The sequence below is a fragment of the Streptomyces chengmaiensis genome, from assembly GCF_029846775.1.
GTDB lineage: Bacteria > Actinomycetota > Actinomycetes > Streptomycetales > Streptomycetaceae > Streptomyces > Streptomyces chengmaiensis.
Map to the genome: position 1 here is coordinate 1 of NZ_JARWBG010000015.1, position 14790 is coordinate 14790.

Annotated in this window: 12 protein-coding genes; 2 read left to right on the forward strand and 10 right to left on the reverse strand. The window is 65.6% G+C overall.

The window, feature by feature from the left end; genetic code table 11:
* Positions 1-37: 37 nt before the first annotated feature.
* The 8 genes from QCN29_RS14780 to QCN29_RS14815 all read right to left on the reverse strand — a co-directional run bounded on the left by QCN29_RS14780 (position 38) and on the right by QCN29_RS14815 (position 10625).
* Positions 38-244 (reverse strand): PDDEXK family nuclease, encoded by a 207-nt coding sequence (locus QCN29_RS14780; protein WP_279928428.1) that lies wholly within the window; start codon positions 242-244, stop codon positions 38-40.
* On the reverse strand, positions 244-585 hold the full coding sequence (locus tag QCN29_RS14785; protein ID WP_279928429.1) for a hypothetical protein: 342 nt from the start codon (positions 583-585) through the stop codon (positions 244-246). Before QCN29_RS14785 ends, QCN29_RS14780 begins: the two co-directional genes overlap by 1 nt.
* Before the next feature lie 125 nt (positions 586-710).
* On the reverse strand, positions 711-3884 hold the full coding sequence (locus QCN29_RS14790) for a hypothetical protein (protein ID WP_279928430.1): 3174 nt from the start codon (positions 3882-3884) through the stop codon (positions 711-713).
* Between the two features lie 66 nt (positions 3885-3950).
* On the reverse strand, positions 3951-4184 hold the full coding sequence (locus tag QCN29_RS14795; RefSeq protein WP_279928431.1) for a hypothetical protein: 234 nt from the start codon (positions 4182-4184) through the stop codon (positions 3951-3953).
* A 7-nt stretch (positions 4185-4191) separates the two neighbouring features.
* The gene (locus tag QCN29_RS14800) at positions 4192-6012 is read right to left on the reverse strand and encodes a DNA primase family protein (protein ID WP_279928432.1); all 1821 of its coding nucleotides are present in this window, start codon (positions 6010-6012) and stop codon (positions 4192-4194) included.
* 1362 nt (positions 6013-7374) lie between these two features.
* Complete coding sequence (locus tag QCN29_RS14805) at positions 7375-7767, reverse strand: hypothetical protein (protein ID WP_279928434.1); 393 nt, start codon at positions 7765-7767, stop codon at positions 7375-7377.
* A 180-nt stretch (positions 7768-7947) separates the two neighbouring features.
* Positions 7948-8751, reverse strand: coding sequence for a CPBP family intramembrane glutamic endopeptidase (locus QCN29_RS14810; RefSeq protein WP_279928436.1), 804 nt, complete (start codon positions 8749-8751; stop codon positions 7948-7950).
* Positions 8752-8771: 20 nt separating this feature from the next.
* Entirely contained in the window at positions 8772-10625 is a 1854-nt protein-coding gene (locus QCN29_RS14815) for a DHH family phosphoesterase (RefSeq protein WP_279928437.1), read from the reverse strand.
* A 207-nt stretch (positions 10626-10832) separates the two neighbouring features.
* On the opposite strand from QCN29_RS14815, the gene QCN29_RS14820 reads away from it, so the two are divergent.
* A complete protein-coding gene (locus QCN29_RS14820) occupies positions 10833-11171 on the forward strand; it encodes a histone-like nucleoid-structuring protein Lsr2 (RefSeq protein ID WP_279928438.1) in 339 nt (112 codons plus the stop codon).
* A gap of 87 nt (positions 11172-11258) precedes the next feature.
* Here QCN29_RS14820 and QCN29_RS14825 read toward each other — a convergent pair whose 3' ends face one another.
* Entirely contained in the window at positions 11259-11753 is a 495-nt protein-coding gene (locus QCN29_RS14825; RefSeq protein ID WP_279928440.1) for an SLOG family protein, read from the reverse strand.
* Positions 11754-11864: 111 nt separating this feature from the next.
* Positions 11865-12170, reverse strand: a complete 306-nt coding sequence (locus QCN29_RS14830; protein ID WP_279928441.1) for a hypothetical protein — start codon at positions 12168-12170, stop codon at positions 11865-11867.
* A gap of 2090 nt (positions 12171-14260) precedes the next feature.
* Between QCN29_RS14830 and QCN29_RS14835 the strand changes: the two genes are divergently transcribed.
* Entirely contained in the window at positions 14261-14737 is a 477-nt protein-coding gene (locus QCN29_RS14835) for a hypothetical protein (protein WP_279928443.1), read from the forward strand.
* Positions 14738-14790 lie beyond the last annotated feature (53 nt).

Consider the following 14790-nt stretch of genomic DNA (forward strand, 5'->3'; position numbering starts at 1 on the left):
GCGGACCGGACGACCGTGTCACCGAGATGATCTCCAGCTACGAAAATCTTGCCAGAGCCACGTTCACGTGTACGCCGACACCGGGGCGCTTGACCTCGACGAACACGGTGCCGCCGGGGGCGACGACGATCCGGTCGGGCACTCCCCCGCGTGCCGGCGAGACGAATTTCAGGCACAGGAAGCCGTGCGCCCGGCACTGGCTGAGGAGGTAGTCCTCGATGGTGCTCTCGCGCGCGCGAGCCATCAGAGCTGTGTGTTCTCGTCCGAGGAGACCGTCGGCGCACCGTACTTCAGCTCACCGGGCTCGACGAGGCGGAAGCCCGTGGAGTGCCTGTGCATTCGGGAGACGCTGAGGGTGGAGTGCTTCGTGCCGTAGTGATCCCGGACTTGGGCCTCCCCGTCCGCAACGGACTCGATGACGACACGGCGCTTGCCCTGCCGGGTGTCGAGCTCCTCCCAGATCTGGCCCCGGCGGACCAGAATGCCGTCGCGGGTCGTGTTCTTCTCCTGCTGGGCCTGGGCGTCGTCGTCCTGGGCGGACGTCTCGGTCGGCACGGCATCGGACACAAATGTGGTCTGGAACATGACGTCTCTCGATTCTCTTGCCATGGCGAGCCAGACTCGCCTTCATCTCAAACGACTCGGGTGCCGGGCTGCGTCGTGTCGACACGGTCCGGCACCCTGTGGTCCGGTGGTGGTGCAGGCGCTGATCAGGCGGCGTTCTTCCAGTTCTTGGTGAACGTCTCGTCGAGCATCCGGGTGTAGATGTCGAGATCGAGCGCCCCGATGAGCTGCTCGACTCGGGCGGCCGGCAGCGCGCGGAGGTCGTCGTTGACGACGATCACCGACCAGTGCGGGTCGATGCCGTTGATCCGGCGGATCACGACGTCCTGGTCATCGGGCAGCAGCGTGAGGCCGTCGGAGGTGCTGGCCTCGCTGCGGTTCTTCGCCCACCCGTGGTGGCGCAGGATCTCCAGCGCGATCGGGTCACGTCGCACCCCGGCGCTGCCGGACTCGCGCCGCTTGCTCTGGCTGGCCGGGTTCACCTTCCATGCGCCGGCGTTGTGCAGGCTCACGGCACCATCAGTGCCGTCGTGGACGATGAAGACCCGGTTGACCATCTGCAGGGCCCGCGGGTTCACCAGCTGCGCATTGGAGTCCTCGTTGTCGTCACGGTCAGGCGCGGCGCTGACCGGGTCGGCGGCGAACGGGTAGGTGATTGATCCACGCGAGGCGGCGAGGACGTTCTGGAACAGCAGCAGCGTCCCCACGGGATCGGCCGGGTCGATCGCCTCCTCGATCATCTTCCGGCCCAGCGCGGGATCGAACGGCTCGGCGAGAGCCTCCTCTCCCCTGCTGGCGACGGTCTGCAGGTAGCGGGCCAGGGCGAAGTCGATCACGGCCGGGTGGGCCAGCGACTTCGTCGGGGTAGGGCCCACGTGGCAGGCCAGCGTCCCGCCGGAGGCGGTGATGATCGGACTGTCGGCGACGCTCCGGTCCTCACTGGGCGACTCCAGCTCAAGCCGGTTGTTCGAGTCCTTGCTGATGAGGAACATCAGTTCCGGTTCGATGTCGATGCCGATGGCGGCCTGCTGCTCGGCGAGCACCCGGTTGTTGGTGGTCTCATCGAAGCCGTTCTCGCCGCCGACGACGGAGTAGAGGCCGTCGGTGTTCGTCGAGATGATCCGCGCGCCGGCCAGCGTCTGGGCCTGCCCGATCCGCCAGCTGAACAGCTGGCCGATGATCCGCATCGAGATGGTGCGGTTGTTCATCCTGATCGGGGTCCGGTGCGCGGCGTCAGCAGCTCCAGAGGCCGAGTTGAGGATCAGCTTCGTGCCGTTGCGCAGGGTCGTGAGCCGGGCCTTCTCCTCGGCGGAGATCTCCGGCTTCTTCATCTCGAAGCCCAGGCGCTCCTTCTCGAAGAAGATCGTCGTGTAGCGGTCCTCGCCCAGCTCGGGGTTGTAGAACGCCCTCATGTTGCGCAGCAGGTTCGGGTAGTAGCTCGTGAAGTCCTCGTGGATGACGAGGCCTGCCGATGTCCGTGCGAACTTCGGGTGCAGCTTGGTGGACTGGTCGGCCTTCGCGGTGAACAGCGTGGGGGCCTTCTTCGCCGGCTCATCGCGATAGACGGCCTTGACCGCCGAGGTGACGGCCAGGACTATCTTGCCGTCGAGCACGGTCCCGTCGGCCAGGCGCACGTGCATCGCCTCGTTGTCCGGGCGCTGAGTGCCCAGCAGCTGGGCCGGATCCGGCACTTGGGCCTGCGCCCGCGCGAGCTGCGCGGCCTGGTCCGGGTCGTCCCTCTTCGGCTTGCGGTACTTCACCTTTTTCGGGTCCGAGCCCAGCAGCACGAGCCGCTTGTCGACGGTCGTGCCGTCGGGCAGCGCGAGCAGGTTGTGCTGGCGCTTGGCCTCGGCGACGAAGTCCTTCGCGTCCGGGTAGAAGAGCTTGGCGAGGCCGATCATGGCTGCCTGTTCTCGGTGCTCGAAGGAGTCGGCGTCGAAGACTGTCATGTCTGCCTCGGCTCCGTGGATGCCGCCTGTGCTGAACGTGGCGAAGCACGATGACGGGGAGGCGTCACGGTGGAAGTAGGGCACGTTGTTCGGTGTCTTCGGCAGCTCACGCAAGGACTTGGCCGGGAGGTCGAACAGGTCGCGGTACTCCTCGGAGTCGTTGAAGTTCTGTCCCTCGATCGAGCGGTAGTAGTTGACGACCTGCATGAACTGGCGGTGCGCCTTCGCCTGTGCCGGCGTCGCGGCTGGGTCCTTGGCAGGGTCGGGGGCCACCTTGTCCTCGAAGAAGCGCACACACTCGTCGAGCACGTTGACCTGGGAGATGCCCTGCTCCTCGGCCACCTCCTTGGCCGGATAGAGGAACGACACGGCCTCGATGTCGTTCAGCGAGGTGTACGGCGCGAGGATGCGGCCGACGAACTTCGCCGAGGACGAGTCGATGGTCAGGCGGTCCCGGCGCACCGAGCCGTTCTTGGCGTAGACGGTCTCGGAGTACTGCGCCAGCAGGCCGGCCTTGAGGTCGAAGTTGCTGGCGTAGGCCGGGTGCTGGAAGAGCTGGGCCAGGCCCAGGCAGTCGGAGACGTTGTAGGCCAGCAGCTCGTAGAGATCCTCGACCGCGGCGATCGAGGTGTCGTGGCTGAGCTTTTCGGACTCCTTGATCTGGTGGCCGAGCATCCCGAGCAGGCGCTTGAGGCTCACCTTGGTCTGCAGCTCGTTGAGACGGGCGACGTCCAGGTGCCGGCCCGAGTGCATCATGGCGCGGCGGATCTTGGCTGCCGGGCCGTCCCAGCCGAGGTAGCCGGGCATGTACTCGATGTGCTCGTTGAACAGCTTGTCGTTGTGCTCGCGCATCTCGCGCGCGGTCGTCGGCTGGACAAGACGACCGGAGTGCGGAGCCGGGAAGGTCTCCATCAGGTACAGCGCGAGCATGGTCATGTCGTAGTTCAGCGAGTTGTACCCGGCCAGGAACGGATGCTTCAGCGGGTCGTACTCGGGATCCGTGTCGCAGACCGGGCGCAGGCTCGCCGGATAGGACGAGACCTCGCTGCGGTCGTTGACCTGGTCGGCGTTCGAGAGGCCCATCAGCGCGGCGAGGCGGAGGTTCCCCCGCTCGCCGCGCAGGTTCCACAGCTGGACGCTCACCGCGGGCAGGCCCGGGTTGGAGCGCACCACGGCTTCATAGAGCGCCTGCGGGTCCACGGCGTCGGAGAGCTGCTGGTCGTCGGCGAGGAAGAAGATCTCCAGATCGTCGACGGCTCTGCCGCGCCGCGGGGTGTAGGCGCACAGAGTGAAGACGTCCGGCAACGACTCGATGTCGTAGAAGGTGAAGCGCGCCTTCGAGGCCGTGTCGGGTGTTCGCTGTGTGGTCATGGTGGGGATCTCCTTTCGTCGGTCCGACCATCACGGCCGGTGTCTGGGGAGGAGGCGCGCGTGGCCTCAGAGGGAGTCGTGAGGAGAGCGCCGACGCGGGGTATCCATGCGCCCGGACGCCTCACTCATGAGCCGGGCCTTCTCCACGGGGTCCGTCGTGATCTGCGAGCGGTCGATAAGGTTGGTGATCCGCTGCTCGCGCGCGACGTCGGACATCGCCGTGATCAGGCGGCCCTGGCCGCGGGCGAGTTCGAGTACGGCCCGGGTGAGTTCGCCGAGTGCGCCAGCGGTTTTCGGCATGGGTGCATCAGTCCTGTTCGTCAGTTGTGTCGTCGGTCGGGGCGGATGTGCCCGTCTGCCGGAGCAGCCCGCGGTAGTTGGCCTGCAGCGTCGGCTGGGACTTCTTCTTCGGGTCGCTGCCGGTGTAGCTCGGGTGCATCCACTTCTTCAGCTCGTACTCGGCGATGAGCACCTCGGGGGTGTGCATCATCTGGCCGGGCCGGATCTTGCGGTTCTTGTCCGGGCAGTGCCACAGGGCATCCGGCCGGACGATCGCCACGAGGTCAGTGATGAACTGCTTGTTGCTCACCGGCGAGCCCGACGGCGAGACGTCGGCGAACCAGGCCTTGTACAGGTCGTAGAGAAACGTGAACGGTGCCAGGTCCCAGACCAGCCGCCCGCGGAACTCCTCCCAGAAGGCGCGCACGGGGTCGTTGACCTCCTTGTACTCGGCCAGGACTTCCTTGGTGGCCACCGGCTCTGAGAGCTGGTAGTAGTCACCCGGAGATGACGCGCCGGCGCGATTGACCGCGTACCAGAAGACGTACTCCAGGACCTCGCGGCGCTGGAGGTAGTCGTCCTTGATGTACTTCTTCTCGGCTCCGGTGAAGCTCTTGGTGAAGGGCACGAAGAGCTGCCGCCGGTAGAACGACTCGGACTTGTCCTTCACGCGCGGGAACTCGTTCAGGCACTGGACCATGAAGCCGAAGAACTGGTAGGCGATCGGCATCCGGTACTTGCGGTTGATCTGGATGACGTCGTTGGTCACGATCGCCTTCAGGTTGGCCGCCTTGTCGATGAAGGTGCCGACATCGTTCTCGTCGACGATGATCGCGTTGGCGCGCACCAGCGGTTCGAGCGCGAAGTCCTTGCCGAAGTCCGAGAGCGGAATCGAGGTGTGCGCGCCGCTGCCGACGAGGTTGCGCATGAGCGCGCAGAGCGTGCCCTTACCGTTGTTGCCCTGCTCGGAGTAGAACCAGGCGGTCTTACCCCAGCGCACGTGCGGCCGGATGATCGCGCCGATGATCTCCCAGATCAGGTCGGCAAGACCCTCGTCACCGGGCTGGTCGAAGAGCTCTTCGATCCAGGCGCCGACTTCCCAATCTCCGTCCTCAGGGTGCGTGATGACCTGCTGCGGGGCGTCGTCCACGTAGTCGACGTCGTTCTTGGTCAGCAGCACGATGGCGGGGTCGAAGGGGTAGACCTGCTTGGGCTCGAAGTGGAAGTCCTTGCCGAAGATCGTGAGGTCCAGCGGCTCGGTGCCGTAGAAGACGATGCCGTTGCGCGCGGCGATGAAGTCGCGGTTCGTGCTCTGGTGCCGACGCGGGCTGTCCTCGCGCAAAACGGCCAGGACCTCGGCGAACTCCTTGAGGGTCAGCTGGGTGTTGTACATGCGCGCCGTGGTGCGGATGTCGTCCTCGCTGGTGGTGTACGTCCCACGCGCACGGCCCGCGGCCTGGTACATCGCCAGCAGGTCGTACTCACGGTCGGTGTCCTTGGCGTTGGGCGCGATCCGGATGACGTGGTGCAGACGCAGGAGGATCTGCGCGACCTGCCAGTACGTCAGATATCTCGGCAGGGGGTACTTCTCGGCGGCCGTGGCCGCCTTGAAATTCTCGGCCTTGATGACCCCGCCCACGATCGCCAGCAGCTCCTTCTCCAGCACACGAGGCGTCGGAGGATCGGTCGGGTCGATCTGGTCGAGGTAGGCGGCGGTGACGTAGGTGACGATCTCGTTCTGCGGAGCCATGTCGTCGCGGCTCGAGAAGTACCCCATGACGCTGGCCAGGACGTCGGCGACGGGGTTGGTGCGCGGTCCGGCGTTGGAACCGGCGGCAGGTACGGACATGAGGGCATCAGGAGGCGTCATGTTGCTGCTTTCTCGATCATGATCGAGTTCCTGCCGGCGATGAGTGGGAAGCCGATTGGACTCGTAATCGAACGAAACGTGATCTTGACCCTACGTCATCCGAGTGCCCTTTTTCAACGATTGAGTCACCATCCAACAAGAGAGTCGACTGATGTCACGAATGGTGGCTAATGGAGGCCCAAAGGGCCACCGACAGGGACTGGAGAGAGCGCGCGACCGCCACGGCCACGCCACACGCGTCGCGAGCCTGGGTGGGACATGAGAACCAGCGACTCGTCGGGCACATGCCCCACGGAGTCGCTGGCTTCTCGTACTCGACCACGCACCCGCGGGCGGCGTGAGCCGCCCGGCCCGCGGTCGAGGTTCGGAGGAGTTCTTCTGACCGGTCGAGCCAGCTGCCACCAGAGCATCGACCGGACGCTCTCCAGGAGGATCCCGAGCGCCGCACGCCCGCATACCCTCTAGGGGTAAACGAGCGTGTACCACTTGACGTGGTACACCTGTTCCCCCAGGTCAGAGCGAGAATTCCGGGAGCTCAAGAGCAAGGTGTACCACGTGGCACTTTCTACGTGGTACAGGTGTTTGCCCAGGTCAGGCGGTGTTTATATACCCCCCGTACCACTTGTACCAGGAAATAGAGACTAGATACACGCGCAGGGGGGATAAGAGAGCAGACTGGCGAGCTGGGGCTGGAGCCGCCTGGACCGCTCCCGAACGCGTCCCCTATGTAAACGGTCAAAAAGGCGTGGTACTCGTGGTACATCGACGGGAAATGCTGGGCGACCAGGTAAAACGTCGTACCACGTCGGCGCTCCTATGTGGTACACCCGATGCGGGAAAGAGCCTTACGGTCCAGGTGTTTTCCCAGGTCAGACACTGCTTTCGGGTGTGTACCACGTCTCGTGGTACAGCTGGCAGCTCGATGCGCCCAGCCCCCTGGCGACCAAGTCGAGGCGGACTTCCACGCCGAGCCGCCGTGCGGCCCCCAGGCGGCGCGGCCGAGCCTCAGCGGGACTGGAAGCCGCATGGAACATCCTCGGCGCCCTGAGGCTCACAGAAGGCTCCTGACGCGCCCTCCGAGCACGAGTCAGAACTCTGTCCGAGTTGTTCACTCATGAGGATCCACTCGACACGAGAGGGCATTGGACTGACATTCGCTGCTCATTGCGAGTGATCCACGACAGCTGCTATCGTTGACGCCAGGTGATCGATGTTGCACTGGAACGTGAAAACAGAGAGGCCGCAGAGCATCCCCGTGGGAAGGGAGCTCTCCGGCCTCTTTGCATGTGCTGATGAGTGCGAGGCGTGGATGGCGCGAACCACCCCGGGGGTGACCGTGCTTCAGCCTCGCTGGCATCCCGCATTGGGGGACTCGGGACTGCGGCTACGGGATCGCTCGTCTGCTTCGACGACGTAGAGGATCTCGTAGGAAATCGTGGTGTTGAGGTTGAGCCGGTTCTTGCTCTGGCTCTTCTCCATCGTGATCTTGCGGAAGCCGCGAACAGACTCAGCGCGATCGAAGAACCGGCGCAGCCTCGCATTCACTCGCTCACGGGCCTGTTCAGCCGTGACGCCCATGTCGGAGACGACGAAGACGTGCGTGTGACCGCGATCGAAGGTGGGCTTCTCACCAGTGTCGAGGTCCAGACGGATCTTCGCACGGCTGATGTCGAGCGCGTCGGGACGGACGAGCTGTCCTCCTGAGTCGTACGTGCAGGTGCTGACGATAGCCATGATGAGATCCTCTCCTCTCCTGATGAGTATGACTGAATAGTTACTTTCAGTCACACCCCCGGTGACCGGATCACCCCGGTCACCACGAGCATGCCCTCCGCACGAGGGACCGGCGGCTGAAAGGCCGCCGGGTCCCGCACGGAGGGCACCATCGTTTTCAGAAGAGGCTGAGTACCTCGCTTACTGCATCGCGGACTCGCCTCCCGCGCCCTGGACTGCGCCCGGCACAGTCCCGCCGGCGACCCGCCGGTAGAGCCCCAAGGCACAACCAGCGAAGGCCAGGCACAGGAACACCGCGGAGACGGGGTTCGCCAGAGCGCCGAGCGCCTGTGCTGGGACAAGGGCGGCAGCGAGGTTGAAGCCCAGGTGCAGGAGCACGCAGGGCCACAGCACGCGCGTGCGTTCGTAGACCAAAGCCAGGAGCACCGCCAGCGGCAGGGTCGAGGCGAACTGCACGGCGTTGCCGTGCACCAGGCCGAACACTACGGCGGTGACCAGCGTTGAGACGAGGATGCTCACCCGCTTGCGCAGCAACGGGTAGATCAGCCCTCGGAACAGGAACTCCTCCCCGGCGGGAGCCGCGACCAGGGTGAGCAGCAGGGTCGCCACAGCCGCCGCCGCCTGCCTGGTCTGGTTCGAGGCGTCGAAGCCGGCGGACCCGGCCGTGACGTAGATCCACAAGGCGAGCGACTGCCCGGCGAGGAAGGCCAGGGCCGCGCAGCCGAGGACGGTCCACCCGAAGCGTGGGATCTCCGGCCTCGGCCGCGGGGCCGGCGCATGCGCGAGCCACCGGGGCCGCTGGATCCTCATCGAACCGACCAGGACGACGACGAGCATGCCCAGGACGACGGTCGCGACGATCGGCTCTCCGACGAGGAGGACTGCGAAGGTGCCGAGGCCGAGGTAGACCGCGACGGCGGCGAACGGCACGAGGACGCACCACCCGATGCTGAACAGACGCGAGGTGATCGGTGAAGTCGTCAAGGTCTCCTCCTCTACGGGGCTCAAGCAGCCGTGGTGATCTGCTCGTTGATGACGGCCTGGACGCGGGTGTCACCGCGGAAGGCGTTCAACTGCAGCGTCGCCGTGAAGCGCAGCGTGCCGAGTTCGGTGCGGTTGGCGCGCTGCACGAAGCCCCGGAGCATGTCGAACTTCTCCTCGGCGACGTTCCACCACAGGCAGGACAGGCCGGACCGGGTGACCAGACGCAGGTGCTGCGATTCGGATCCGATCCGGTCCACGCGCAGGCCCAGGGGCTCGATCGCGATCTCGACGACCGGAGCGGTGAAGCCGTGCCCGAAGGGCTTGAGTCGCTCGGTACGGCGCACCAGCTCGAACAACGGCTGCAGGTCCTCGAGGCCGGCGTCGCAGTCGGCGTCCGGGCCGAGCACGAGATCACCGCTCGGGCCATCGGTGCTGACGGCGAGCAGGGCGAGCTGGGTGGCTTCCTGCAGCACGGCGACGAGGTCGCCCAGCTTCTCGGCTTTCGCGACGCGGACGCCGCAGGCCTGCTGGTGTCCGATGGCGCTGAGTCCGTCGTGCGGTTCCAGACTGGTGATGATGTCGAACCACCCCGGCGCGCGACCGGAGCCGCTGACGAAATCGTCGGGACTGGTGGGGCGGTTGAGAACGACGACCGGGTGACCGTTGAGCTCCATCATCCGGTTGGCCAGCAGCCCGTACATGCCCGGGTAGGCGTCCGAGAAGTACACCCACGGGGCCAAGGGCTGGTCCCCGGTGGTGAGTTCTACCATGTGTTCGATGACCAGCTGCTTGCGCAACTCGTTACTCTCGATCACCTGGTGAGCGGCCTTGAGCTTGACGTCAGCACCGGCGGCCGTGAACACCGCGAAGCACGGCTCAAGCGAGGCCCCCGTACGGCGCGGGCTGTTCATCGCCGGGGCGAGGTAGAAGCCGAAGAAGCCCTCGTCGAGGTCGTCGACGTCTCGGATCTTGCCGATCTGCGCGAAGGCCTTGAGCACGATCGCGAAGCCCTCGAAAGCCCGGAAGAAGACCGGGTGATGCGACTCGGTGCGCAACAGCTGCATCAGGATCGACTGCTCGACGTCGATGGCATCGGGATCAGCGTCGAACCCACCCCAGGGATTGGGGATCGTCTTCGGCGCGGCGACGCGCAGCAGGCGGGCAATCGAGATCGCATCACGCACCAGCTGGCGGTTCTCGTACAGCACGGGCATGACGTCGGAGACGGTGCCCAGGCCAGCGAACAGGCCCAGCAGGTGGATCTCCCAGAGCTTCTCGGGCCGGTGCACGCGGGTGTATGCCTCGATCACCTGGTAGAGCACGTGGGCACCGCAGATCCCGGTGTGGGCGTAGGTCTCGTCGATCCGGCACGGGTCGACGGTGATGTCCGCGGTCGACCCCGGCGCGAGCTCCTCGTGGTGATCGGTCACCAGCGTCGTCCAGCCCAGGGCACGCGCGGCGGCGATACCGCGATGGGAGTTCACTCCCCCGTCGCAGGTGAGCAGGACCCGCGTGTCGGGCCACTTCGCGTGGATCTCGGTGATGTCCTCGGGCGCGAGCTCGTGGCCGCGGCGGTAGTCGGGCAGGTGCAGCTCGACGTCGAAGCCGAGCTCGGACAGGCCGGCGTAGCCGAGGACACCGGAGGAGATGCCGTCCATGTCGAAGTCGGGGGCAATGGCGATCTTCTTGCCCCTGGTCCGGGCCTCATGCAGGGCCTCGACCATCTCGGCCAGGTCCAGGAGCTCGTCGTGCTCGGTGGACTCGATCTCCTTCAGGTACTGATCCGACCAGCCCCTGCGCTGGCACAGCAGCTCGAAGAGGTCGGTGTCCTCGTCGGTGAGCGATTGGTCGTCGACGGTGTGGAGCGTGGACATGGCGGGAACCTCTCGATCGGGGTTGTTGGTCGGTGGAGAACGAGGTATGGGACACCCCTCATTTGCTGTGATTTTAGCAGTGAGATTATCTCCTTCTGCTCATTTAGCAGTTACTTTCGAGTCTCACTCGGGTTCAAATGGCACACTTATCTCGAATGACCGTGACAGACTTTCCAAGGTCCTTGCGCATCGGCTACTCTCGCCGGTATGGCCATTCGAAGCATTATCGAGTCAGATCTCAGTGGTAAGCCGGATGCGGCTACCGTGACCTTTGGCCTGGGTGACACCTGGTACGAAGTCGACCTCACCGCTGAGGAGCAGAAGGACCTTGAGAACGCGCTGAAGTCGTATCTGAAGGTCAGCCGGAAAGCCGGGAAGGCGGCGCCCGTCAAGAAGCGAGTCGTACCCGAGACGACTGCCGAGGAGCGCGACAGGATCCGCGAGTGGGCCAAGAAGGAGGGCCATGAGTTCGCGGAACGGGGACGCATCCCGAAGAAGGTCATGAAGGCCTATGACGAGGCACACGGCATCGATCGGAGCAAGTAGCGCTGAGCCTGGTGTTCGCCTCCCGGCCACTTCCTCCCATCCGTCCTTGAAGGGCCCTGCAGCACACTGCAGGGCCCTTCGTGCGTCTCAGAACGGCGGCAGCGACGGATGGATCACGTTGGTCGTCTTGATCCCCGCGGCTCGCGCGCGAGACCTGCAGTGGATGGTGCCGTGCGAGAAGTGCCCCGGCGTATGCGGCATGAGCTGCTCCTGGTCTCGCTGCGGGCATCCGGGCTTCCGGCAGAGGTCGAGGAAGGCCGTGCACAGCACCTGAGCTCCGGCGTCGCGGAAGACCTGGGCTGCGTCGACCATCTCCTGGTTGCGCTGAAAGCCGGCCCGCTTCCTATGAGCCGACCAGGCGGCGGGGAAGGTGCGGATCTCGAAGCCGGCGGCCCGCCACAGGCGCTCGGCCATGGCGTCGGCACCCTCGTGGCAGTGTCCGGAGAGGAGCACCGGCCGGGTGACGTTCTTGGGACCCCAGTCGCGCCAGGCGTCGTTGAACGTCTCACGCATGCTCTTCTCGTCGTTCCAGCTGCGGGAACCGGTGACGAGGACGACGTGCGAGAACGATTCTGGAATCATTTCAGCAATCATTCGAGTCTCCTCTCCTTGTGACTCGACGGTCTCCACATCTGGAGTCGAGAGCTGTGGCCATGATGTCTGGACAGGCGTGGCGGCCTGCATGTCGCTGGCTCATACCGGCCGGCTGGTACCGGGCTCGATGATGGCCAGGTCCTTCTCCCGGTGGAGCTCCACGCGGATCTGATCGTCGTTACACATCGGCATGAGGTGGACGGTGTACATCCCGTCATTGCTGCGGGAGACGTGCACGGTGACGACGGTGCCGTTCTCGCCGTTGGTGAAGTCGACGTTGCCGGTGTCCCCGGCTTCGCCGGAGTGCATCACCTCGGCGACGGCTTCGCTGTTCGGTTGCCACAACTTCGGCTCGCAGCGGGCCCCGGTGTCGTAGGGCGAGATTTCGGGCTGGGACTGCGTCACGGTGGCGCCTCTTCGTGGACTCGGGTGCAGGTGGCGACCATCGAGTGCGGACCCCGGTGGGGCCCGTGTGATCGCGATGTTCGAACCAGCTCCCGTGCCAGCTTTGCTGGCTGACGACTCGGAAGATCTTGCTGGCGCGGTCTGCTCCCGGATGGATCGCGTGGCGAGCCGTCGCACGGGTCGTCACTTCTCGCCTGAGCCAGGCGCGCAGCGCCAGGCGATCCACCACTGCTGCGCCCTTTTGCTGCTGTCCACATCTGTGGACAAGCGGGGCAGTGGTGGGGCTTCCTCTCTCTCAAGCGCAGCGCTGGGCATAGCCGGAGGGAGCGCCAGCGACCGACGGACCGGCGAGCGAAGCGAGCGGTGGAACCCGTCGGCTATGCCGACTAACACGTCCTCGGAGCGCAGCGGAGAGGCCGAGCGAAGCGAGGGTCCGCAGGACACGTGTTATCAGGTTCCCTTATGCCCTTTGCTTCCTTGTCGTCGTCCTCGCTGTTCCACGGCTGGAGCGTTAGCGGAAGCCTGGAACATCAGGGGAAACAGTCCGTACCCTCTCGACCCGTACCCCTCCCCCTTTTCCGCGCAGCGGGGGTACGGGTCTGACTGTTTCGCCTGGTCATCGCACCTTTTGGGTGTACTGCTGTTTTGCCGTCCGTGATACGGCCGTACCCCCACGCTGATCCGTCCTCGCGAGGCACGAGCAAGGCGGGGGTACGGGTCTGCTCCCGACGGGGCGCAGCCCCGGTTCATCACCCTGCTACCGCAGGCGACACAGCCCTCGCCGCGCAGCGGATCCGTCCTCTCGCGACGCCGTCGCTCCGGCTGTGGATAACGCTCTGCTCCATCGCTCGCTGCGGACGGCGCAGCCGGCCTCGCACCATCGTGTTGTGCTGGCTGCACCGATGTGACTCGACCGTGCCCCGGTCGTTGCTCCGGTGCTGCCGCAGCAGCGCGCCAGCACTATATGCATCGCGTCCGAGGCGGGCGTTCTGCACTGTGTCGACGACGCACGTTCCGGCCCCGGGCGGTGCTCCGTCTCGCTCTTGCGCGGCGAGCCCGGGGCGCTCCCCCGTGGACGCATCAGAAGAAGAGAGCCCACCTGCTGCGACCAGCCGCTCATCGAGACGAGCGAGCCGAACGGCTCCAGCGTCATCGGGCCGTTGTGAGTTTCCTCCAGGCGCTGCTTCTGGGGGCAAATGCCTCTGCCTCACGGGCCTTTACCCCCAGAAGCAAGCCGGTCCTCGCCCACTCGCTGCATGCGGGGTCTACTCCCCTCCGCGCCTTCTCCCTCTGCTCTCCTCCGCGTGACCACGACGGCCCGATGACGCCCCTGCACCGACCGTCGCAACAGCATTGCTCCGGTGGCACGCCGCCGACGGTTCCGGTCTCGCTCCGCCGGTTGTCCGCGGCTGGTTCGCCGTGCCCGCCGGCGGGCTTCGACAAGGGGGTGCAGTCAGGCTTCCCGGCCTCATGCGGCAGTCGTGAAACGGCGTCTCCCCCGTGTCTCTGAGGCACCTCATCGGGACACTCCCGAGACGCGACAGGGACGCCGATAAGACACCGACTGGTTGCGGTGAGCTACTTAGAGTCCCGTGCGTGTCCCCCTGGCGTCTCGCCCGCGCTCCGGCTGTGCCGCTCCGGCGTCGCCCCCGGTGCTCTTTGAGGACTCGCCTGTGCAGGGGTGCCGGGTGGCGTCTCCCAAGAGACACAGACGGGACGCCGTAGGTACTCCAATGCGGCCTTCTTGGATCACTTCCGGTACGGCGGGCGTCTCGGAGGCGTCCAGCGTGAGCACCCATGGTGTCGCAGGTGGGGCGCAGAAGCGCATGGCTTCGGCGGCCTGCGCGCGGTCGCCCCAGGTGGAGGCGCAGAGGTGTCTCGTAGGTGTCCCCGCCAGCACTCGATAGGGACACCATTGGCACCTAACTCGTGTATCGAATGGGACTTGCATAGGACTCAATAGGGACACTAGAGTGGATTCACATTCGAGAGGAAGCGCGAAGGGCGGTGAGTCCATGTGACAGAGCGAGAGACATCCGGCGAACGACCGGATGAAGTGCAGAAGCGAGTGTCGGGGCAAGGTGAGTGCAATGGCGAATCAGTCGGGTGAACCTCGCAAGGTCCGCTGGACCGTGCCCGCTGCCGACACCTCGGTGATCGAGTGGCTCGACCAGCAGGAGAACATCTCGCAGTCGCTGCGACTGCTCATTCGCGAGTCCATTCAGCGCGACGGATACGTCGACGTCTACTACAAGCCCGTCGAGCAGCTGCCGCGTCGCGGCCGACCGCCGCTGGAGAGCATCGAGCAACGCGAGGACGACGAGACGGTCACCGAGCGCCGTCCGGCCGCCAGGCCGATTCAGCCTCAGCCCGCAGTCGCCGACGAGGCCGAGATCGACCCGGCCGCCGCCGTCGAGAAGACAGCCCCAGCGCCAGTAGCCCAGCCCGAGCCGGTTCCCGCACCGGTTGAGACGGCCGAGAAACCCGCGGCAAGCGCCCCCAGCGCACCGCCGGAGCCGCCCAAGCAGGCATCCATCGACGAAATCATGGCGAGTACTCGGCGCTGAGTGACGCGGTGAATTTCATTTTCCAGGCAGACAACACAGACACCGAGGGACCG